This is a genomic window from Streptomyces sp. CB01881 (assembly GCF_002953255.1).
Lineage (GTDB): Bacteria > Actinomycetota > Actinomycetes > Streptomycetales > Streptomycetaceae > Kitasatospora.
In genome coordinates, this window is record NZ_CP026498.1 from 1,700,025 (window position 1) to 1,720,557 (window position 20,533).

Annotated in this window: 17 protein-coding genes and 1 riboswitch; of the genes, 10 read left to right on the forward strand and 7 right to left on the reverse strand. The window is 75.2% G+C overall.

The features are described 5' to 3' along the window. Positions 1–42 precede the first annotated feature (42 nt). Positions 43–675 carry an AAA family ATPase gene (locus tag C2142_RS07435; RefSeq protein WP_148641643.1) on the forward strand — a complete coding sequence of 211 codons (633 nt, stop codon included), beginning with the start codon at positions 43–45 and terminating at the stop codon, positions 673–675. Positions 676–816: 141 nt separating this feature from the next. Beyond that, the gene (locus C2142_RS07440) at positions 817–1,356 is read left to right on the forward strand and encodes a flavoprotein (protein WP_148641644.1); all 540 of its coding nucleotides are present in this window, start codon (positions 817–819) and stop codon (positions 1,354–1,356) included. Between the two features lie 4 nt (positions 1,357–1,360). Here C2142_RS07440 and C2142_RS07445 read toward each other — a convergent pair whose 3' ends face one another. Next, a complete protein-coding gene (locus C2142_RS07445; protein WP_148641645.1) occupies positions 1,361–1,936 on the reverse strand; it encodes a TetR family transcriptional regulator in 576 nt (191 codons plus the stop codon). A 108-nt stretch (positions 1,937–2,044) separates the two neighbouring features. On the opposite strand from C2142_RS07445, the gene C2142_RS07450 reads away from it, so the two are divergent. After that, positions 2,045–2,638, forward strand: a complete 594-nt coding sequence (locus tag C2142_RS07450; RefSeq protein WP_148641646.1) for a dihydrofolate reductase family protein — start codon at positions 2,045–2,047, stop codon at positions 2,636–2,638. On the opposite strand, the gene C2142_RS07455 is transcribed toward C2142_RS07450, so the two are convergent. Then, a complete protein-coding gene (locus tag C2142_RS07455; protein WP_346766366.1) occupies positions 2,601–3,593 on the reverse strand; it encodes an EamA family transporter in 993 nt (330 codons plus the stop codon). The two genes, C2142_RS07450 and C2142_RS07455, sit on opposite strands and share 38 nt — an antisense overlap. A 242-nt stretch (positions 3,594–3,835) precedes the next feature. Between C2142_RS07455 and C2142_RS07460 the strand changes: the two genes are divergently transcribed. The 5 genes from C2142_RS07460 (at position 3,836) to C2142_RS07480 (ending at position 8,048) form a co-directional block, all read left to right on the forward strand. Continuing rightward, the gene (locus C2142_RS07460; protein WP_241002434.1) at positions 3,836–4,321 is read left to right on the forward strand and encodes a gamma-glutamylcyclotransferase family protein; all 486 of its coding nucleotides are present in this window, start codon (positions 3,836–3,838) and stop codon (positions 4,319–4,321) included. Between the two features lie 332 nt (positions 4,322–4,653). Continuing rightward, positions 4,654–5,994, forward strand: a complete 1,341-nt coding sequence (gene cbiT / locus C2142_RS07465; RefSeq protein ID WP_148641648.1) for a precorrin-6Y C5,15-methyltransferase (decarboxylating) subunit CbiT — start codon at positions 4,654–4,656, stop codon at positions 5,992–5,994. Beyond that, positions 5,991–6,752 carry a precorrin-4 C(11)-methyltransferase gene (cobM, locus tag C2142_RS07470; protein ID WP_148641649.1) on the forward strand — a complete coding sequence of 254 codons (762 nt, stop codon included), beginning with the start codon at positions 5,991–5,993 and terminating at the stop codon, positions 6,750–6,752. The genes cbiT and cobM overlap by 4 nt, the downstream gene beginning before the upstream one ends. Continuing rightward, positions 6,752–7,504 (forward strand): cobalt-precorrin-6A reductase, encoded by a 753-nt coding sequence (locus tag C2142_RS07475; RefSeq protein WP_148641650.1) that lies wholly within the window; start codon positions 6,752–6,754, stop codon positions 7,502–7,504. Before cobM ends, C2142_RS07475 begins: the two co-directional genes overlap by 1 nt. 40 nt (positions 7,505–7,544) lie before the next feature. Then, entirely contained in the window at positions 7,545–8,048 is a 504-nt protein-coding gene (locus C2142_RS07480) for a DinB family protein (RefSeq protein ID WP_148641651.1), read from the forward strand. A gap of 187 nt (positions 8,049–8,235) precedes the next feature. Here C2142_RS07480 and C2142_RS07485 read toward each other — a convergent pair whose 3' ends face one another. The 5 genes from C2142_RS07485 to C2142_RS07505 form a co-directional block, all read right to left on the reverse strand. Beyond that, on the reverse strand, positions 8,236–9,765 hold the full coding sequence (locus tag C2142_RS07485) for a UDP-N-acetylglucosamine 1-carboxyvinyltransferase (protein ID WP_148641652.1): 1,530 nt from the start codon (positions 9,763–9,765) through the stop codon (positions 8,236–8,238). Positions 9,766–9,880: 115 nt separating this feature from the next. Continuing rightward, the gene (locus C2142_RS07490; protein ID WP_241002435.1) at positions 9,881–11,077 is read right to left on the reverse strand and encodes a cobalt-precorrin-5B (C(1))-methyltransferase; all 1,197 of its coding nucleotides are present in this window, start codon (positions 11,075–11,077) and stop codon (positions 9,881–9,883) included. A 128-nt stretch (positions 11,078–11,205) separates the two neighbouring features. Continuing rightward, positions 11,206–12,720: a precorrin-2 C(20)-methyltransferase gene (locus C2142_RS07495; RefSeq protein ID WP_148641654.1), complete on the reverse strand. Its 1,515-nt coding sequence runs from the start codon at positions 12,718–12,720 to the stop codon at positions 11,206–11,208. After that, positions 12,717–13,343: a precorrin-8X methylmutase gene (locus C2142_RS07500; protein WP_148641655.1), complete on the reverse strand. Its 627-nt coding sequence runs from the start codon at positions 13,341–13,343 to the stop codon at positions 12,717–12,719. The genes C2142_RS07495 and C2142_RS07500 overlap by 4 nt, the downstream gene beginning before the upstream one ends. Further along, positions 13,340–14,656, reverse strand: a complete 1,317-nt coding sequence (locus C2142_RS07505; RefSeq protein WP_241002436.1) for a hypothetical protein — start codon at positions 14,654–14,656, stop codon at positions 13,340–13,342. The genes C2142_RS07500 and C2142_RS07505 overlap by 4 nt, the downstream gene beginning before the upstream one ends. A 155-nt stretch (positions 14,657–14,811) precedes the next feature. After that, positions 14,812–14,896, forward strand: a riboswitch (cobalamin riboswitch). A 107-nt stretch (positions 14,897–15,003) separates the two neighbouring features. Between C2142_RS07505 and cobN the strand changes: the two genes are divergently transcribed. Both cobN and lnt read left to right on the forward strand, forming a co-directional pair. Further along, on the forward strand, positions 15,004–18,618 hold the full coding sequence (gene cobN / locus C2142_RS07510; protein ID WP_148641657.1) for a cobaltochelatase subunit CobN: 3,615 nt from the start codon (positions 15,004–15,006) through the stop codon (positions 18,616–18,618). A 242-nt stretch (positions 18,619–18,860) separates the two neighbouring features. After that, positions 18,861–20,450, forward strand: coding sequence for an apolipoprotein N-acyltransferase (gene lnt, locus C2142_RS07515; protein ID WP_148641658.1), 1,590 nt, complete (start codon positions 18,861–18,863; stop codon positions 20,448–20,450). Positions 20,451–20,533: the final 83 nt, after the last annotated feature.

Below are 20,533 nucleotides of genomic sequence, written 5' to 3' on the forward strand. Positions count from 1 at the left end.
GGTGCCCGCCCCGCGAGGTGTCCACCGCATAGGGTGTCCGGCATGCTGATCTGGATCAACGGGCCCTTCGGCGGCGGGAAGACGCAGACGGCCCACGAGTTGCTGCGCAGGCTGCCCGGGAGCGTGATCTGCGACCCGGAGCAGGTCGGGTTCGGCCTGCACCGGATGACGCCGAGGCCACTGCGCGGCGACTTCCAGGACCTCCCGGCCTGGCGGCAGGGCGTGTTCGAGGTGCTCGACCGCACGCTCACCACCCACCGGGGCACGGTGCTCGTGCCGATGACCGTGGTCGAACCGGTCTACTTCGCCGAGACGGTCGGGCGCTTGCGCGAACGCGGCCATGACGTACGGCACTTCGCACTGCTGGCGGAGCGCGAGGAGGTGTTGCGGCGGCTCCGGGAGCGCGGCCTCGGGCACGCCGTGCGGCTGGTCGCCGGCAAGGACGCGCCGCTGCGCCGCGAGAGCTTCGCCGTCTCGAAGCTCGACCACTGCCTGGAGCGGCTGCGCGGAACGGAGTTCGGCGAGCACCTGCACACCGACCACCTCACCGTCGCCCGGGTCGCCGACCGGATCGCCGCCTCCGTGGGGCTGACGCTCGCACCGAACACGGACGGCGAGCTGCGCGGCCGGCTGCGGCGGGCCTGGACCGGTGTCCGACACATCCGGTTCGACTGACGGGCGGACGGACAGAGGGACGGACTGCCGAACAGGCGGACTGGTGGACTGGTGGGCCCGCCCACCGGCGTCCCCGGCGGCCGGCGCCGCCGGGCAGATGACGATGATGGGTGCAACCGTCACACCGTTGGGAGCCCGCCCGTGCCCTTTCTCTACGTCGTCGTCTGCGCCTCCGGACTCGCCCCCGAGACCGGCCGGCTGATCTCGGCCGCCCAGGCCGAGGGTTGGGAAGTCGGCGTCGTCGCCACCCCGCACGCGCTCGGCTTCATCGACGAGGCAGCCGTCGCCGCCCGGACCGGCTACCCGATCCGCTCGGCGTGGCGGAAGCCGGGCGAGCCGAAGCCGCTGCCGCCGCCGGACGCCATCGTCGTGGCACCCGCCACCTTCAACACCGTCAACAAGTGGGCCGCCGGGATCTCCGACACGCTCGCCCTCGGCATCCTCTGCGAGGCGTACGGGCTCGGCGTGCCGACGGCCGTCCGGCCGGTGCTCAGCGCGGCGCAGGCCGCCCACCCCGCGTACGCCGAGAGCCTGGCGCGACTGCGGTCGATGGGCGTGCTGGTCCGCGAGGACGGCGACCTCACGGCCGTGCTCGACGCGGTGCGGCCGGTACTGCGGGCCCGGCCCGGCGCCGAGCAGGGCGCCGAACCCGGCACCGGGCCGGGGCCCGCGGAAGGGTGAACGGTCAGTCCAGGGGGACGATCCGCTCGACCATCGTGTCGATCAGGGCCGTGAGCCCGTCCTCGCCCAACACCCCGGGCAGCGTGAGGTGTTCGATGAGCAGCCCGGTCATCGCGAGATAGAGGACGACCACCGTCTCGCGGTCGCCGGGGAAGCCCTCGCCCAGGTGGTAGGCGATGTTGGCCTCCAGCTGCTCGCGGATCGTGCCGGTGAGCTGGTCGCGCACGCCGGGCCGACGGGTGGCCTCCAGCCGCAGTTCGAGCATGGCCAGGTAGCCGGCCCGTTCGGCGGTGATCCGCCGCAGCAGGTCGTGCATCAGCGCGGTGACCAGGGCGCGGTCGCGCGGGGCGCGGAGCAGCTCGGCGAGGACGGCCGGGTCGGGGGTCAGGCGGTGGTGGATGTGGCGGGCGACCCGGTTGAGCAGGTCGTCGCGGTTGGCGAAGTAGTTGGACGCGGTTCCGGCCGGCACGCCCGCCTGGGCGTCGACCGCGCGGAATGTGAGGCCGCGGGCGCCCTCGCGGGCCAGAACGTCGATGGCGGCGTCGGTGAGGGCGGTGCGGCGGGCGGGGTTCTGGGCCATGACTCTGATCCTCTTTCAGGAAAACTCTTGCAACCACTACACCCGGAGTACTATAACTGTCGTTGTTCAAGGCGCAGAGCCTTCGACCGACCAACCCCAAGGACGTGAATGCGCAAGCTCACCTACTTCGTCGGCGCCTCCATCGACGGCTTCATCGCCGCACCCGACGGCGGTTTCGACTTCCTCATGCCGTACGTCGAGGGCGAGTTCCTGGAGCACCTCACCACCGAGTACGCCGACACCCTGCCCACGCCGGGCCGCGCGGCCTTCGGTGTCGCGGACGTGCCCGTCTCCCGCTTCGACACCGTCCTGATGGGCCGCGGCACCTACGCCGTGGGGCTGCCCCTCGGCCTCACCAACCCGTACGCCCACCTGCGGCAGATCGTCTTCTCCCGCACGCTGACCAGCCCCGACCCGGCGGTCGAGGTCACCGGCGAGGACCCGCTCACCCTGGTGCGCAAGCTCAAGCAGGAGGACGGGCTCGGCATCTGGCTCTGCGGCGGCGCCGAGCTGGCCGGTCAGCTGCTGCCGGAGGTCGACGAGCTGATCGTCAAGCAGGCCCCGGTCGTGGCCGGCCAAGGCGTCCCGCTCTTCCGCGCCGACTTCGCGCCGCACGGCTTCACCCTGGCCGACTGCCGCCCGTTCGAGAACGGCATCGTCGTCCTCACCTACGCGAAGCGGACCGGGCCGGCCGCCGGCTGACGCTCACCACCAGACAGACGCCCCCGACCACGATCGCCCCACCCAGCAGGGTGGGGCCGGTCAACGGCTCGGCCAGGACCAGCCAGCCCAGCAGGACCGCGACCACCGGGTTCACGTAGGCGTAGGTGGCGACCAGGGTCAGCGGGGCGGACTGCAACAGCCAGGCGTACGCGGTGAAGCCGACCAGCGAGCCGACCACCACCAGGTACCCGAGTGCCAGCCAGGACCGCCCGGAGAAGGCGTGCACGTCCAGCCCGTGCTGCTCGCCGCGCGCCAGTCCGATCAGCACGTTGCCCAGGCCGCCCACGAGCATCTGGTAGGCGCTCCCGGCGAAGACGTTGCCCGGCATCGGGATCCGCTTGGCAGCGAACGAGCCCGCCGCCCAGGTCAGCGTCCCGCCGATGACCGCGATCACCCCGGCCGGCGGGATGTCCCCGCTGATCGCGGGCGCGGACAGCACTGCCAGGCCCGCCAGTCCGAGCAGCACGCCCGACAGCTCGACCGGCTTCGGGCGGTCCCCGCCCGCCGCGGTGAGCAGCACCATCCAGAGCGGGACGACCGCCACCAGCAGTGCGGCCAGGCCGGACGGGATGGAGTTCTCGCCCAGCACCACCAGTCCGTTGCCGCCGGTCAGCAGCAGCACGCCGACCAGCGCGGAGGAGCCCAGCTGCCGGACGTTCACCCGGAGCCCGGCCCGCCCCTGGCGGAACAGCACGAAGCCGGCCAGCAGCAGTCCGGCGAAGATGAAGCGCGCCCCGGCGGAGAGGAACGAGGGCATCGTCTCCAGCGCGATCCGGATCGCGAGGTAGGTCGAGCCCCACACCACGTACACCACGCCCAGCGCCACCCACACCGCCCCGCCCAGCCGCGCCGACGGGGCCACCGCATCGGCGGGCGTCGCGGCCGACATGGTGGAGGAGGGCTGGGCGGCCTTCCGCGAGACGGGAGCTGTCATGGGTGTCCCCCTTGGACGGTGCTGGCGGTTCACCCGCCATGACAGCGCATCAGCGGGTCCGCGCGCCAGTGGGTATCACCAGGCGATCGCCGCAGGCGTTACGGTGGGCGCCCCTCGGCCGGTGGAACGGCGCCGGGCCGCCGCGGCCGCTGCCACGACGGCCGGGGACGACCGACCACCGACCGCCGACGACCGCCGACGACCCCGACCACCGACGGATGTCGGATTCCAGGAGGTGCCCAGTGCCCGCCGAACCAGCCGACGGCCCCGCCGACGACGACGCCGACGACGACGCGCTGCCGTTCTTCGTCTACGGCACGCTCCGCACCGGCGGCCACAACCACGCCTTCCACCTCGCCGGGCGCTGCGCCGACGTCCGGCCCGCGGTGCTCCCCGGCGCCGCACTGCACGACGGCCCCGGCTTCCCGTTCGCCGTGCCGGACGCGACGCCCGGACGCCAGGTCGTCGGCGAGCTGATCACCGTGCGCCCCGGCGCGTACGGCCCCGCACTCGCCGCGCTCGACCTGCTGGAGGACTGCCGGGCGGACGGCACCGGCGAGTACGTGCGACAACGGCTGACCGTCCGGACGGCGGGCGGCGGGACGCGCGAGGCCTGGGTCTACCTGGCCGGCCCCGCCGTCGCCGCCCGCCTGCGCGCCCACCCGGCACTCATCCCGTCCGGGGACTGGGTGCACCGGCAGCGGCGAGGACCCGCCGACGGGCCCTGAGCACGGCGGGGCGCCGGGACACCGGTGCGGCGGGGCGCCGGGACACCGGTGCGGAGAGCCGTGAGGACATCGGCCCGGAGGGTCGTGAGGACACCGGAGGGCAGGAGCACCGGCACACCGGCGGACGGCGATATGTCGACACCGCGCCGCTGCGCCGGGGCGCCGCCCGCAGGACGCCGCCCCGGTCCCGCCGGGCGTGCACCCTGGCCAGGAGCCCGCCGCGTACCGCCAGGTAGGCTGCGGCTGCCCGCACGGACGACCGGCGGACTGGCGGTCGTCCACCGCCGCGCGGGCACCGAACCACGCCTTGCCGACCAACGAGGAGCCTCCCGGTGCCCGAGCTGCCACCCCCGATCACCGTCGTCGGGATCGGGGCCGACGGTTGGTCCGGCCTGGCCGGCACCTCGCGGGCGGCCCTGCGCGAGGCCGAGGTGGTGATCGGCGGGCCGCGCCAGCTCGCCCTGCTCCCCGCCGACGAGGTCGCCGCCGCACGGGTGCCCTGGCCGTCCCCGCTGCGCCCGGCCGTCCCCGGGCTGCTCGCCGAACACGCCGGCCGCCGGGTCGCGGTGCTGGCCAGCGGCGACCCGATGTTCTACGGCATCGGCCGCACCCTCGCCGAGGCCCTCACCGGAACGCCCGCCGGGACCCCGACCGGGGCGCCCGCCGAAGACCCCGCCGCCGACCTCGCCGGATCCGCCGACGCCGGGCGCCTGCGCGTGCTGCCGCACCCCTCCTCCGTCTCCTACGCCTGCGCCCGGCTCGGCTGGCCCCTGGAGACCACCGAGGTGGTGAGCCTGGTCGGCCGCCCCCTCGACACCCTGGCGCTCGCCCTGCACCCCGGCCGCCGGCTGCTCGTCCTCAGCGCCGGCGCCGCGACACCCTCAGCCGTCGCCGCGCTGCTCACCGCCCGCGGCTTCGGCGCCGCCCGGCTCCGGGTGCTGGAACAGCTCGGCGGCCCCGGCGAACGGCACCTGGAGGGCCCGGCGGACGGCTGGCCGCACCCGGCCGGCGACCCGCTCAACGTCATCGCGGCCGAGCTCGGCCCCGGCCCGCGGACCTCGCTCGTCCCTGGCCTGCCGGACGACGCGTACGAGAGCGACGGCCAGCTGACCAAGCGCCACGTCCGCGCCGCCACCCTCGCCACCCTCGCCCCCGCGCCCGGCGAACTGCTCTGGGACATCGGCGGCGGCTCCGGCTCGATCGCGATCGAGTGGCTGCGCGCGCACCGCGAGAACCGGGCCGTCACCGTCGAGCGCGACCCCGTCCGGGCCGCCCGCATCTCCCGCAACGCCGCCGCACTCGGCGTGCCCCGGCTGGACGTGGTCACCGGAGCGGCGCCCGCCGCGCTGGCCGGACTCCCGGTCCCCGACGCGGTGTTCATCGGCGGCGGCCTCACCGCGCCCGGCCTGCTGGACACCTGCTGGGCGGCGCTGCCGCCGGGCGGCCGGCTGGTCGCCAACACCGTGACCCTGGAGTCCGAGGCCCTGCTCACCGAGTGGTACCGGCGGCACGGCGGCGAACTGCTGCGCCTGGCCGTCGCCCACGCCGTCCCGGTCGGCGGCTTCACCGGCTGGCGCCAGGCGATGCCGGTCACCCAGTGGTCCGCCGTCAAACCCCCCGCCGAAGCCGCCAGGCCCACCACCGCCGCCCTCGTCGAACAGGAACCCTCGTGACCGTCCACTTCATCGGAGCCGGCCCGGGCGCCGCCGACCTGATCACCCTGCGCGGCGCGCGCATCCTGGCCCGCGCCGAGGTCTGCCTCTACGCCGGCAGCCTGGTGCCGCGCGAGCTGCTGGACGAGTGCCCGCCCGGCGCCCGGCTGGTCGACACCGCCCGGCTCACCCTGGACCAGATCGTCGCCGAGCTGGTCGCCGCGCACGAGGCCGGCCAGGACGTGGCCCGGCTGCACTCCGGCGACCCGTCCGTGTTCAGCGCCGTCGCCGAGCAGATGCGCCGCCTCGACGCGGCCGGTGTCCCGTACGAGGTCGTCCCGGGCGTCCCCGCCTTCGCCGCCGCCGCGGCCGCGCTCAAGCGGGAGCTGACCGTGCCGACCGTCGGCCAGACCGTCATCCTCACCCGGATCGCCAAGCGCGCCACCCCGATGCCCGAGGGCGAGGACCTCGCCACCCTCGGCCGCAGCGGCGCCCTGCTGGTGCTGCACCTGGCCGCCGGATACGTGGACGACGTCGTCGAGCAGTTGCTCCCGCACTACGGCGCCGACTGCCCGGCCGCGGTGGTGGCGATGGCCAGCCGCCCGGACGAGCTGGTGCTGCGCGGCACCGTCGGCACCATCGCCGGGCAGCTCAAGGCCTCGGGCGTGGCCCGCACCGCAGTGATCATCGTGGGCCGGACGCTGGCCGCCGAGCAGTTCCGCGACAGCCACCTCTACTCGGCGGACCGCGAGCGCCCGCACGAGCCCTGCGGGGCCTGATGGCGCACGTCCTGGTCCTCGGCGGGACGACGGAGGCGCGGACCCTGGCGGCCGCCCTGGCCGGCCGCCCGGGCCTGCGGGTCACCAGCTCGCTGGCCGGGCGGGTCGCCGAGCCGCGGCTGCCGGCGGGCGAGGTCCGGATCGGCGGCTTCGGCGGGCCCGACGGGCTCGCCGCCTGGCTGCGCGACCACGAGGTCGACGCCTTCGTGGACGCCACCCACCCTTTCGCGGCCGTGATGTCGCGCAACGCCGCCCTCGCCGCCGCCGCGACCGGCGTTCCGCTGCTGGCACTGCGCCGCCCCGGCTGGACACCGGTCGACGGGGACCGCTGGCACCCGGTCGCCTCGCTGGACGAGGCGGCCGCCGCGCTGCCCGCCCTGGGCCGCCGGGTCTTCCTCACCACCGGCCGGCAGGGCATCGGCTCCTTCGCCCACCTCGACGGCCTGCACTTCCTGGCCCGCTCGGTCGACCCGCCCGAGCCCCCGGTGCCCGCGGCCCTCGACGTCCTGCTCGACCGCGGCCCGTTCACCCTGGACGGCGAGCGGGCGCTGCTGCGCGAGCACCGGATCGACGTGGTGGTCACCAAGGACAGCGGCGGCGCCGCCACCGCCCCCAAGCTGACCGCCGCCCGCGAACTCGGCCTGCCGGTCGTGGTCGTGGAACGCCCGCCGCTGCCGGCCGGCGTGCCGGCGGCCGGGTCGGTACCGGCGGCGCTGGACTGGCTGGCCGGGTACGGCACCGCCCCTCGGTGATTCCGCGGTGCCGCGCGCCCGGCGCTGCCATCATGGGGCGATGGACAGCAACCAGCGCACCCCGACCCTGCAGACCGCCGACGAACGCGCCACCCTGGTCAGCTTCCTGGACTTCCAGCGCGACACGCTCGCGATGAAGTGCGCCGGCCTGAGCACCGAGCAGCTCCGCAGCCGTGTCCTCCAGCCCTCCGGGCTCTCGCTGCTCGGGCTGGTCCGCCACCTCGCCGAGGTGGAGCGCGGCTGGTTCCGCAACGTCTTCGACGACGAGGGGCGCCCCGGCTTCTGGAAGCACCCGGACGGCAGCTTCGCGGAGTTCGACGTGGAGACCGCCGACCCGGACGAGGCCTTCGCCGTCTGGCGCGGCGAGTGCGACCACGCGCGGGAACTCGTCGCCGCGGCCGAGTCGTTGGACGTTACCGGACACCACGGCGAGGAGGCGTTCTCGCTCCGCTGGATCCTCACCCACATGATCGAGGAGTACGCCCGCCACAACGGCCACGCCGACCTGCTGCGCGAGCACCTCGACGGCGAGACCGGGGAGTAGCCGGTCGCCCAGGCCCTGGTCGAGCTCGGCCACGAGGCCGGTCCCGCCGTCGGGTTGGTCCGCGAGCGGCGCTCGCCGTTCGCACTCGACAACCCGCTGTTCGTGGAGTACCTGACCACCGGGCTGGACGCCGCACGACTACTGGCCGGCCTCGACGGGTGAGGCCGGCCGGCAGTGTGACGATCCGTCAGATGTCGCGGAAGGTCTCGATCTGGGCGCCGATCGAGTTGAGGCGCTCGGCGAGGTCCTCGTAGCCGCGGTTGATGACGTAGACGTTGCGCAGCACCGAGGTGCCCTTGGCGGCGAGCATCGCGAGCAGGATGACGACCGCCGGGCGCAGGGCCGGCGGGCACACCATCTCGGCGGCGCGCCAGCGGGTCGGGCCCTGGACGAGGACGCGGTGCGGGTCGAGGAGCTTGATGTCCGCGCCGAGCCGGGTGAGTTCGGTGAGGTAGATGGCGCGGTTGTCGTAGACCCAGTCGTGGATCATCGTGGTGCCGTGGGCGGCCGCGGCGATCGCGGCGAAGAACGGCACGTTGTCGATGTTGATGCCGGGGAACGGCATCGGGTGGATGGTGTCGATCGGCGCGGTCAGCTTGGAGGGCCGGACGGTGAGGTCGACCAGCCGGGTGTAGCCGTTGTGGGCCCGGTACTCGGGGGTGCGGTCGTAGTCGAGGCCCATCCCCTCCAGCACCGCGAGCTCGATCTCCAGGAACTCGATCGGCACCCGGCGGATCGTCAGCTCGGAGGAGGTGACGACGGCGGCGGCGAGCAGGCTCATCGCCTCGACCGGGTCCTCGGCGGGCGTGTAGTCGACGTCGCAGGTGATCTCGGGAACGCCGTGCACGGTGAGGGTGGTGGTGCCGATGCCCTCGATCTTCACGCCCAGCCGCTCCAGGAAGAAGCAGAGGTCCTGGACCATGTAGTTGGGGGAGGCGTTGCGGATGACGCTGACGCCGTCGTGCCGGGCGGCGGCGAGCAGGGCGTTCTCGGTGACGGTGTCGCCGCGCTCGGTCAGCACGATGGGCCGGTCCATCGGCGCGCCGGGCTGCACGGAGGCGTGGTAGGCGCCGGCGGTGGTGGCGACCTCCAGGCCGAAGCGGCGCAGCGCGGTGAGGTGCGGCTGGACGGTGCGGGTGCCGAGGTCGCAGCCGCCGGCGTACGGGATGGCGAAGCGGTCGGCGCGGTGCATCAGCGGGCCGAGGAACATCAGCACGCTGCGGGTGCGGCGGGCGGCCTCGACGTCCATGGCGGCCAGGTCGAGTTCGGCGGGCGGGGTGAGTTCGAGGTCCCGGCCGTCGTTGGTCCAGCGGCTCTTGACGCCGATGCTGGTGAGCACTTCGAGGATGCGGTAGACCTCTTCGATCCGGGCGACCTGGCGGATCGTGGTGCGGCCGGTGGTCAGCAGCGAGGCGCAGAGGATCGCCACGCAGGCGTTCTTGCTGCTGCGGACGTCGATCGCGCCGGAGAGGCGGGTGCCGCCGGCGACCCGCAGGTGCATCGGGCCGGCGTAGCCGAGGGAGACGATCTCGCTGTCGAGCGCCTCGCCGATGCGGGCGATCATCTCAAGGCTGACGTTCTGCTTGCCCTGTTCGATGCGGTTGACCGCGCTCTGGCTGGTGCCGAGGGCTTCGCCGAGCTGAGCCTGGGACCAACCACGGTGCTGACGCGCGGTACGGATGAGGGTGCCGATACGGGTGAGGTAGTCGCCTGTCACCCGGCAGACCATATCTCATGGTTGAGATAGCACCAGAACCTGGCCCGCACCTTGCACCACTTTTGTCCGATTCTCACCTCGTATGGGCGTCAGATCTTCACATCACAGCAACGGTTCAGGCCTGTTCCGGCCCGGCCGGCTCCGCACGGCCGACGATGGTGCCGGCCCGGTCGATGCAGATGACGTCCACCGCGACCGGTGAGCCGACCAGCACGCCGAGCGCGGTGGCGCGGGCCGCCTCGGCGACCAGGTCGCCGAGCGGGACCCCGGCCGCACGGCAGAGCTGGATCGCCTCCAGCGCCGTGTTGGCCGCCGCCACCGCGTCCGCCAGCTCCGGGCCCGCGCCACCCGTACGGGCCAGCCCGGCCAGGTACCCCTTGTCCACCTGGGAGCGCGCCGAGTGCAGGTCGAGGTGGCCGGCGGCGAGCTTGGAGAGCTTGGCGAAGCCGCCCGCGATGGTCAGGCGCGGCACCGGGTGGCGCTTGAGGTACTTGAGCACGGCCCCGGCGAAGTCGCCCATGTCGAGCAGTGCGTCCTCGGGCAGGCCGTGCACGGCGACGGCGACCTTCTCCGAGGTCGAGCCGGTGCAGCCGGCGACGTGGGTCCGCCCGGCGGCCCGGGCGACGTCCACCCCGCGCCGGATGGAGTCGATCCAGGCGGAACAGGAGTAGGGGACGACGATGCCGGTCGTACCGAGGATGGAGAGGCCCCCGAGGATGCCGAGCCGCGGGTTCCAGGTGGAACGGGCGATCTCCTCCCCGTGGTCGACGGAGATCTCCACCACGACGTCCCCGTCACCGCCGAACTCGGCCGCCACCTCGGCGACCGCGTCGCGGATCATCTGCCGGGGCACCGGGTTGATGGCCGGCTCGCCGACGCCGAGCGGCAGCCCCGCCTTGGTGACCGTACCGACCCCGGGCCCGGCCCGGAACACCACACCGCTGCCGGGCTCCCCCGCCCATACCGTCGAGCGGATCAGCGCGCCGTGCGTGACGTCCGGGTCGTCCCCGGCGTCCTTGACCACCGCGGCCATCGCCCGCCGCGCGGCCGGCCCGGCCTGCGCGTTCGGCCCGGCCGACGCGTTCGCCGCCACACCCGCCGCACCCGGCCCGCCCGCCAACTCCTCCGCGGCCAGGGCGAATCCGGGCTGCTGCCCCTTCGGGAGCGTGATCACCACCGGGTCCGGGAACGCCCCCGTCAGCAGCGCCTGGTACGCCGCCTTGGTCGCCGCCGTGGCGCAGGCGCCGGTCGTCCACCCGTGCCGCAGGCCGCTGCTCTTCAGCTGCCCGGCCCGACCTCCGACCTCACCCACGACCGCTCCCTGCTCCGCACTCCCGCTCCTGGACGCCCCCATCCTCCCCCGCCCGTCAGCCGGCGGCCCACCCGCCCTGCCGGAGCGGGAGGCCGGCCGGCCGGACCGGCTTCCCGCTCCGCGCGGGTTCACGCCTCCGGGTAGCGGCGGGGGGTCCAGACGACCTCGGTGGCGTTGCCGCGCTCGACGGCCTGGGTCTGCGAGGAGCCGATGAGCAGGATCGTGCGCATGTCGACCTGGGTCGGGTCGAGGTCGGCGAGGCGGACGGTCCGGACGCGTTCGGTCGGACCGCCGACGTCGCGGGCCATCACCACCGGGGTCTCCGGCGCGCGGTACTCCAGCAGGAGGTCGCGGGCCAGGCCGACCTGGGTGGTGCGGGACTGCGAGCCCGGGTTGTAGAGGGCGAGCACGAGGTCGGCCTCGGCGGCGAGGCGCAGGCGCTTGGCGACCACGTCCCAGGGCTTGAGCCGGTCGGAGAGCGAGACCACGGCGTAGTCGTGGCCGAGCGGGGCGCCGGCGCGGGAGGCGGCGGCGTGCGCAGCGGTCATACCGGGGACGATCCGGACCGGCACGTCGCGGTACGCCTCCTCGCAGGCCACCTCCAGCACGGCGGTGGCCATCGCGAAGACGCCCGGGTCACCGGAGGAGACGACCGCGACCCGGTGGCCGCGGCGGGCCAGGTCGAGGGCGAACTCCGCGCGCTCGGACTCCACCTTGTTGTCGGAGCCGTGCCGCTGCTGGCCGGGGCGGACGGGCACCCGGTCCAGGTAGGTGGTGTAGCCGACCAGGTCGGTGGCGGCGGCGAGCGCGCCGCGCGCCTCGGGGGTGAGCCAGAGCGGCCCGGCCGGGCCGGTGCCGATCACGGTGACGCTTCCCGCGCCGCCGGCCGCCGGCACGGCCGGCTCCAGCGGCGCGACCTTGCTGGGCAGCACCGCGACGGAGAAGTAGGGGACGGTCTGCGCGTCCACCTCGGCCAGCGGCGCGATGCGCTCGCCGTCCATGAAGGCGCGCTCGACGTACTGGGCGTCGTCCAGCCGGCCGGCCCGCTCCAGTGCGCGGCGCACGGCCGGGAAGGTGCGGCCCAGCTTCATGATCACGGCGGAGTCGGCCGAGGCGATCCGCGCGGTGAGCTCCTCCTCCGGCAGCGTGCCGGGGATGACGGTGAGCGTCTCCTCCGCCTCGGTGAGCGGCTGCCCCAGCCGGGCGGCGGCGGCGCTGACCGACGTCACGCCGGGGACCACCTCGGTCGGGTAGCGGTGCGCGAGGCGCTTGTGCATGTGCTGGTAGGAGCCGTAGAAGAACGGGTCCCCCTCGGCGAGGACGACGACGTCACGGCCGGCGTCCAGGTGGGCGGCCAGCCGGGCGGCGGCCTCCTGGTAGAAGTCGTCGAGCGCGCCGCGGTAGCCGCCGGGGTGGTCGGTGGTCTCGACCGTGACCGGGTAGACCAGCTTCTCCTCGATCTGACCGCCCGTCAGGTACCGCTCGGCGATGGACCGTGCGATCGAGCGGCCGTGCCGGGCGCTGTGATAGGCCACCACGTCGGCCTTGCCGATGAGTTCGGCGGCGCGGACGGTGACCAGGGACGGGTCGCCGGGGCCCAGGCCGACCCCGTAGAGCCGGCCGGTCTGCTGAGTGTCCGTCACTCTTCCTCACTCGCAATCGCGTTGACGGCGGCCGCGGCGATCGCGCTGCCGCCGCGCCGGCCGCGCACCACCAGGTGCTCCAGGCCGGACGGGTGCACGGCCAGGGCCTCCTTGGACTCGGCGGCACCGATGAAGCCGACCGGGACGCCGATCACCGCGGCCGGGCGCGGTGCGCCCGCCTCGATCATCTCCAGCAGCCGGAACAGCGAGGTCGGCGCGTTGCCGACGGCGACCACCGCGCCCTCCAGCCTGGGCAGCCAGAGCTCCATGGCGGCGGCGCTGCGGGTGTTGCCCATCTTCCGGGCCAGTTCGGGCACCGACGGGTCGGTGAGGGTACAGATCACCTCGTTGTCGGCGGGCAGCCGCTTGCGGGTGACGCCGCTGGCGACCATGTTCACGTCGCAGAGGATCGGCGCCCCCGCGTTCAGGGCCGCGCGGGCGGAGGCGACCGCGCCCGGCGAGTACACCAGGTCCTCGACCAGGTCGGTCATGCCGCAGGCGTGGATCATCCGCACCGCGACCTGGGCCACGTCGGCGGGCAGGGCGGCGAGGTCGGCCTCGGCCCGGATGGTGGCAAAGGACTGGCGGTAGATGGACGCGCCGTCCTTCTCGTACTCGATCACTTCGTGGTCCTCCGGGCCTCGGCGACCGCCTCGGCCATCTCCTCGTTCGTCACGTCCACGGTGGCGGCGTCCACCGTCACCCGGTAGCCCTGCCCGGTGGCGAGCACGTCCACCCACGCCCCGGCCGGGTGGCCGCAGCGCCGCTCGCAACCGGACCAGTGCACCCGCAGCCCGCCGCCCGGCACCGGCGCGAGATCCAACGCCCGGGCCGCGTCCGTACGGACGTCGGCCAGGGACTTGGCACAGCCCGGCAGTCCGGTGCAGGCGCTCGCGCCGTCCCAGGCGGTGCCGGGCGCCGTGCGGAAGCCGGCCGCCGCCAGCGCGGGCAGCCGGTCGGCCGCCGCCCCGGGCAGGACGACGCCGCGCCAGGGGGTCAGCCGCAGCTCCCCCGCCGACGCCCCGGCCAGCGCGCGCCACTGGGCGGCGGTGGCCCGGCCGAAGCGCAGGCCGACGGAGAGCCCGCCGGGCAGCGCACCGAGCGGCGGGGGCGTACCGGGCAGGTCGGGCAGCGGGGCGGCGCCGGGTTCCAGCAGGTCGGGCACGTCGCGCAGGTGCCAGGCCTTCCGGCCGCTCGCACGCAGCGCGTCCAGGAACTCCCGGGCGGCGTCCAGTGCGGCGTCCACCGCCCCGGCGGCCGGGACGACGCGCGCGGTGGCGGCCCGGCCGAGGCGCAGCAGCACCGTGCCGTCCGCACGTCCCGAGCCGGGGCCCGCGCCCTCCGCACCGGCGCGCGGAGCGCCGTCCGCGCCCCTGCCCGCGCCCGCGGCCGGGTCCGTCCCCGGGCCGGCGGCCGAGCCTGCGATCAATGTCACATCGGCGTCGAGCGCGGCGACGTCGCCCCGCCCGTCGTCCAGCGCGAAGAGGAACTTGCCGGAGAGCCCGGTGGCCCAGCCGCTCGCGCAGAGCCCGGCGTCCAGCTCGCGCGCCCAGGCCCGGACGTCGGGCCGGCCGTCGGCGGGGCCGGCCGACGGGCCCGGCGAGGCCACGATGTTGCGGACCCGCTCGTGCGTCTCGGAGGGCAGCAGTCCGGCGGCGCGCAGCCGCCCGGCCAGCTCCTGCCCGCAGTCCGAAGCCAGGCCGCGCAGTTGGACGTTGCCGCGTGAGGTGGTCTCCAGCGCGCCGTCGCCCAGCGCCTCGGCGGCCTCGGCCAGCACCAGCGCCTGACGGTCCGTCAGCAGACCGCCGGGCAGGCGGACCCGGGCCAGGGCGCCGTCGTCGGCGGTGTGCAGACGAAGGGCCCCCGGGCAGGCGTCCGCGCGCCCCCGGTCGGGCACCGCGGCGCCCGGCGTGGTGGCGTCGGGTGTCGGTGGCATGGCCGCGAGCATACAGATGATCCGATCGCTTGCCTCCGTACGCCGGGTCACACTCCCCGCCGCCCCACCGGGGCACTCCCCCAGGTCAGCCGCACCCCGTACGATGCTGCCGGGCGGCCCTCGCGGACCGCCCGCACGCCAGCGACGGCGCAGGGGAGGAAACCGGTGCAAGCCCGGTGCGGTCCCGCCACTGTGACCACGGTTCACCGGAGTTCCGGAGACCGTGGGAGCCAGGAACTCCTGCCGTCCTCCACCGGCCCGGGGCGCGGACCCCGAGGAAGGCTCCACGCCATGCGCCCCCGCAGTTCTGTGCCCATGCCCGCCATCGAGGCCGGGAGGGCCTTCGCATGATCCTGCTGCTGTCGACGTCCGACACCGACCTGCTCAGTGCCCGTGCCTCCGAGGGGCCGGTCCGCTACCGCCTCGGCAACCCGGCCCGGCTCTCGTCCGACGACCTGCCCGCCCTGGTCGAGGGCACCGACCTGGTCGTGGTCCGCCTGCTCGGCGGGCGCCGCGCCTGGCAGGAGGGCCTGGACGCGCTGCTGGCCGGCCCCCGCCCGGTGATCGTGCTGACCGGCGAGCAGGCGCCCGACGCCCAGCTGATGGAGCTGTCCACCGTGCCCGCCGGCATCGCCGCCGAGGCGCACGCCTACCTCGCCCACGGCGGCGCGGCCAACCTCGCCGAGCTCGGCGCGTTCCTCTCCGACACCGTGCTGCTCACCGGCCACGGCTTCGCCCCGCCGGCCTCCGCCCCCGCCTGGGGCCCGCTGGTCCGCGAGGCCCGGACGACCGACGGCCCGACCGTCGCCGTGCTCTACTACCGCGCCCACCACATGAGCGGGAACACCGCCTTCGTCGAGACGCTGTGCCGCGCGGTCGAGGACCAGGGCGCGCAGGCCCGGGCGTACTACTGCGCCTCGCTGCGCGGCGCCGAGCCCGAGCTGCTGGCCGCACTCGGCGAGGCCGACGCGATCGTCACGACCGTGCTCGCCGCGGGCGGCACCCGCCCGGCCGACGCGCAGGCCGGCGGCGACGAGGAGGCCTGGGACGCGGGCGCGCTGGCCGCGCTGGACCGGCCGATCCTGCAGGCGCTCTGCCTGACCTGGTCGCGCGCCCAGTGGGAGGCCAGCGACGACGGCCTCTCCCCGCTGGACACCGCCACCCAGATCGCCGTGCCCGAGTTCGACGGCCGCCTGATCTCCGTCCCGTTCTCCTTCAAGGAGCTGGACGAGGACGGCCTCACCGTCTACGCCGCCGACCCCGAGCGCGCCGCCCGGGTCGCCGGCACCGCCGTCAAGCACGCCCGGCTGCGGCACATCCCGGCCGCCGAGCGCCGGCTCGCCCTCGTCCTGTCCGCGTACCCGACCAAGCACGCCCGGGTCGGCAACGCCGTCGGCCTGGACACCCCGGCGAGCGCGATGCGCCTGCTGGAGCGCCTGCGCGCCGAGGGCATGGACCTCGGCACCGACCTGCCCGGCCTGGACACCGCGGCGCAGGACCAGCACGAGGGCGACGCCCTGATCCATGCCCTGATCGCGGCCGGCGGCTACGACCAGGACTGGCTCACCGAGGAGCAGCTCGCCCGCAACCCGGTCCGCATCCCCGCGGCCGACTACCGCCGCTGGTACGCCACGCTGCCCGAGGCGCTGCGCACGCAGGTCGAGGAGCACTGGGGCCCGGCCCCCGGCGAGCTCTACGTCGACCGCTCGCAGAACCCGGACGGCGACATCGTGCTGGCCGCGATCCGCTCCGGGAACCTGCTCGTCCTGATCCAGCCGCCGCGCGGCTTCGGCGAGAACCCGGTCGCGATCTACCACGACCCCGACCTCCCGCCGTCCCACCACTACCTGGCCGCCTACCGCTGGATCGCGGCCGCGCAGGCCGACGGCGGCTTCGGCGCCGACGCGGTGATCCACCTCGGCAAGCACGGCAACCTGGAGTGGCTGCCCGGCAAGACCGCCGCGCTCTCCGCCGAGTGCGGCCCGGACGCCGTCCTCGGCGACCTGCCGCTGGTCTACCCGTTCCTGGTCAACGACCCGGGCGAGGGCACCCAGGCCAAGCGCCGCGCCCACGCCACCCTGGTCGACCACCTGGTGCCGCCGATGGCCCGCGCCGACTCCTACGGCGACATCGCGCGCCTGGAGCAGCTGCTGGACGAGCACTCCAACATCGCCGCGATGGACCCGGCCAAGCTGCCCGCCATCCGCGCCCAGATCTGGACGCTGATCCAGGCCGCCAAGCTGGACCACGACCTCGGCCTCGACGAGCGCCCCGAGGACGACGGCTTCGACGACTTCCTCCTGCACGTCGACGGCTGGCTCTGCGAGATCAAGGACGCCCAGATCCGCGACGGCCTGCACGTCCTCGGCCAGGCGCCGAGCGGGACCGACCGGGTCAACATCGTGCTCGCCATCCTGCGCGCCCGGCAGATCTGGGGCGGCGTCAGCGCCCTGCCCGGGCTGCGCGAGGCGCTCGGCCTGGACGAGGCCGCGCTGAGCCTGGGCGCCACCGACGCCGCCGAGGCGCAGGCGCGCGCCCTGGTCGAGGCGATGGAGGCCGAGGACTGGGCGGTCGAGGCGGTCGAGAAGGTCGCCGCCGGGCTGCCGGAGGCCGTCCACGAGGTGCTGGCCTTCGCCGCGACCCAGGTCGTCCCGCGCCTCGCCGCCACCACCGACGAGCTGGACGCCGTGCTGCACGCGCTCGGCGGCGGCTTCGTCCCGGCCGGGCCGTCCGGCTCGCCGCTGCGCGGCCTGGTCAACGTGCTGCCGACCGGCCGCAACTTCTACTCCGTCGACCCGAAGGCCGTGCCCAGCAAGCTCGCCTGGGAGACCGGCCAGGCGCTCGCCGCCTCGCTGGTCGAGCGCTACACCGCCGACAACGACGGCGCCTTCCCGCCCTCGGTCGGGCTCTCGCTCTGGGGCACCAGCGCGATGCGCACCGCCGGCGACGACATCGCCGAGGCCTTCGCCCTGCTCGGCGTCCGCCCGGTCTGGGACGACGCCTCGCGCCGGGTCACCGGCCTGGAGGCGGTCTCCCTGGAGGAGCTGGGCCGCCCGCGCATCGACGTCACCCTGCGCATCTCCGGCTTCTTCCGCGACGCCTTCCCGCACGTGGTCGCCCTGCTGGACGACGCGGTGCGCCTGGCCGCCGCCCAGGAGGAGACCGCCGAGCAGAACTTCGTCCGCGCGCACGTCCAGGCCGACCTGGCCGTCCACGGCGACGAGCGCAAGGCCACCGTCCGGGTCTTCGGCTCCCGCCCCGGAACGTACGGCGCCGGACTGCTCCAGCTGATCGACAGCCGCGACTGGCGCACCGACGCCGACCTCGCCGAGGTGTACACGGTGTGGGGCGGCTACGCGTACGGGCGCGGCCTGGACGGGCGGCCGGCCCGTGAGGAGATGGAGACCGCGTACAAGCGGATCACCGTCGCCGCGAAGAACACCGACACGCGCGAGCACGACATCGCCGACTCGGACGACTACTTCCAGTACCACGGCGGCATGGTCGCCACCGTCCGCGCGCTCACCGGCAAGGCGCCGACCGCCTACATCGGCGACTCCACCCGCCCGGAGACGGTCCGCACCCGCACCCTCACCGAGGAGGCCGCCCGGGTCTTCCGCGCCCGCGTGGTCAACCCGCGCTGGATCGAGGCGATGCGCCGCCACGGCTACAAGGGCGCCTTCGAGATGGCCGCCACCGTCGACTACCTCTTCGGCTACGACGCCACGACGGGTGTGGTCGCGGACTGGATGTACGAGAAGCTCACCCAGGAGTACGTCCTCGACCCGGTCAACCGCGAGTTCCTGGCCGGCGCCAACCCGTGGGCGCTGCACGGCATCAGCGAGCGCCTGCTGGAGGCGGCCGAGCGCGGCCTCTGGGAGCAGCCCGACCCCCGGCTGATCGAGGAGCTCCAGGCCGCCTTCCTGGAGACCGAGGGCGACCTGGAGGGCGACGAGGGCTGACGACCGGCCCCGTGCGGCCGCCGTCCCCGTTCCGGGGGCGGCGGCCGCACGCGTGAGCGCCGACGGCATTCCCCCCGCCGACGGCGTGCCCGTCGCGTGCGGCGTGCCCGCCACCGGCTGCCTTCCCGCTACCGGTGGCGTTTCGCTTGCCGGTGACGTTTCCTCGCCGGCGGAATTTCCATCGCCCGTTCGGGTGACGCGAATACTGGTGGCATTCCCCGGCCAAGCGGACAATACGGGGCATGTCGCGCCGCCTCGCCCTCAGCCCGCCCGCCCTCGGGACATCCGCCGGCCAGGACCAGGACGTCCATGCCCACCGGTACCGGGCACGGGTGGCCGCGCTGGCGGCCGGGGCGCTGCCGGTGCTCGCCTTTCCGGCGCCCGGGCTCGCCCCGCTGGCGTGGGTCGCGCTGGTGCCGGGCCTGCTGCTGATGCAGCGGGCGCCCGGGGGGCGGGAGGCGGCGGTGCGGGGGTGGTGGTTCGGCGCCGGGTTCATCCTCACGGCGATGTACTGGCTGATCCCGTCGATCGGGCCGGCGCTGCCGGTGCTCGCGGTGCTGTTCGGGGCGTTGCAGGCTGGGGTGGGGTACGCCGTGTGGCGGCTGCTGCACCCGCCGCTGACCACACGCCGGGCGCTCTCGGCCCTGGTGGTCGTCCCCGCGGTCTGGCTGACCACCGAGTACGCGCGGTCCTGGCACGCGCTCGGCGGGCCGTGGGCGCTGCTCGGCGCGACCCAGTGGCAGCACCCGGCTGTCCTGGCGCTGGCCTCGGCGGGCGGGATCTGGCTGGTCAGCGCCGCCGTCGCGGCCGTCAACACCGGGGTGCTGATCGTGCTGACCGCCACCGGCCGGCGCCCGCGCGCCGTGGCGGCACTGGCCACCGTGCTGGTGCTGGCGGCCGGCCCGGTGCTGTTCTCGCTGCGCGCCGCGCCCGTCCGGGACGGGGCGGTGACCGTCGCGCTGGTCCAGCCCGGGATCGTCGAGGATCCGCAGGCCCGGTTCGAGGCGAGCGCCGCCGCGACCGCCGCGCTCGACGGGCGGCCTGTCGACCTGGTCGTCTGGGGCGAGTCCAGCACCACCGCCGACCTCGACCGCGATCCGGCCTCGCTGGCCCGGCTGCGCCAGCTCGCCGCGGTCACCGGCGCCGAGGTCCTGGCCGGCGAGGACGCCCGCAAGGCGGACGGGCGGATCTCCAAGGACGCCGTCCTCGTCTCCCCGGCCGGCATCGTCGACCGCTACCGCAAGATCCGGCTGGTGCCGTTCGGCGAGTACATCCCGCTGCGGCCGCTGCTCGGCTGGATCGCGGGCGTCAGCCGGGCGGCCGGCGAGAACCGGGCGCCGGGAACGGCGTTCCACGTCCTCCCGGTCACCGACCGCGGAGGCGCGCCGCTGCCGGTCGGGGCGCTGATCTGCTTCGAGTCGGCCTTCCCCGACATGTCCCGCACGGCCGCCCGGGACGGCGCCCGGGTGCTGGTCTACCAGTCCTCGACCTCGACCTTCCAGCGCACCTGGGCACCCGAGCAGCACGTCTCGCTGGCCGCGATCCGCGCCGCGGAGTCCGGCCGGCCGTCCGTCCAGGCCTCGCTCACCGGCGTCTCGGCCGCGTTCGACGCCCAGGGCCGGGAACTGGCCCGGCTCGGCACCGACCGCACCGGTGCACTGACCGTGCGCCTGCCGCTGACCGGGCCGACCGAGCTGACCTGGTACGACCGCGTGGGCGACGTGGTGCCGGCGGTGGCGCTGCTGGTCACGGCAGGTGCGGCGGTGACGGCGGTGACGGCGTCGCGCCGGCGCACCCGGACCGGCCTGCGTGACCCGGACCGCCCGGCCTGACTCCGACCTACCGGCGCGACCCGAACCGCCGGCGCGACCCGGACCTGCCGGCGCGCCCCGGACGGACCGACCCGCCCCGGGGC

Excerpts from the sequence above, each read along its gene's own strand:
- C2142_RS07505 (WP_241002436.1), bottom strand. The coding sequence starts at position 14,656 with ATGCCACCGACACCCGACGCCACCACGCCGGGCGCCGCGGTGCCCGAC.
- C2142_RS07475 (WP_148641650.1), top strand. The coding sequence starts at position 6,752 with ATGGCGCACGTCCTGGTCCTCGGCGGGACGACGGAGGCGCGGACCCTG.
- lnt (WP_148641658.1), top strand. The coding sequence starts at position 18,861 with ATGTCGCGCCGCCTCGCCCTCAGCCCGCCCGCCCTCGGGACATCCGCC.
- C2142_RS07455 (WP_346766366.1), bottom strand. The coding sequence starts at position 3,593 with ATGACAGCTCCCGTCTCGCGGAAGGCCGCCCAGCCCTCCTCCACCATG.
- C2142_RS07450 (WP_148641646.1), top strand. The coding sequence starts at position 2,045 with ATGCGCAAGCTCACCTACTTCGTCGGCGCCTCCATCGACGGCTTCATC.
- C2142_RS07435 (WP_148641643.1), top strand. The coding sequence starts at position 43 with ATGCTGATCTGGATCAACGGGCCCTTCGGCGGCGGGAAGACGCAGACG.
- C2142_RS07480 (WP_148641651.1), top strand. The coding sequence starts at position 7,545 with ATGGACAGCAACCAGCGCACCCCGACCCTGCAGACCGCCGACGAACGC.
- cobN (WP_148641657.1), top strand. The coding sequence starts at position 15,004 with ATGATCCTGCTGCTGTCGACGTCCGACACCGACCTGCTCAGTGCCCGT.
- C2142_RS07445 (WP_148641645.1), bottom strand. The coding sequence starts at position 1,936 with ATGGCCCAGAACCCCGCCCGCCGCACCGCCCTCACCGACGCCGCCATC.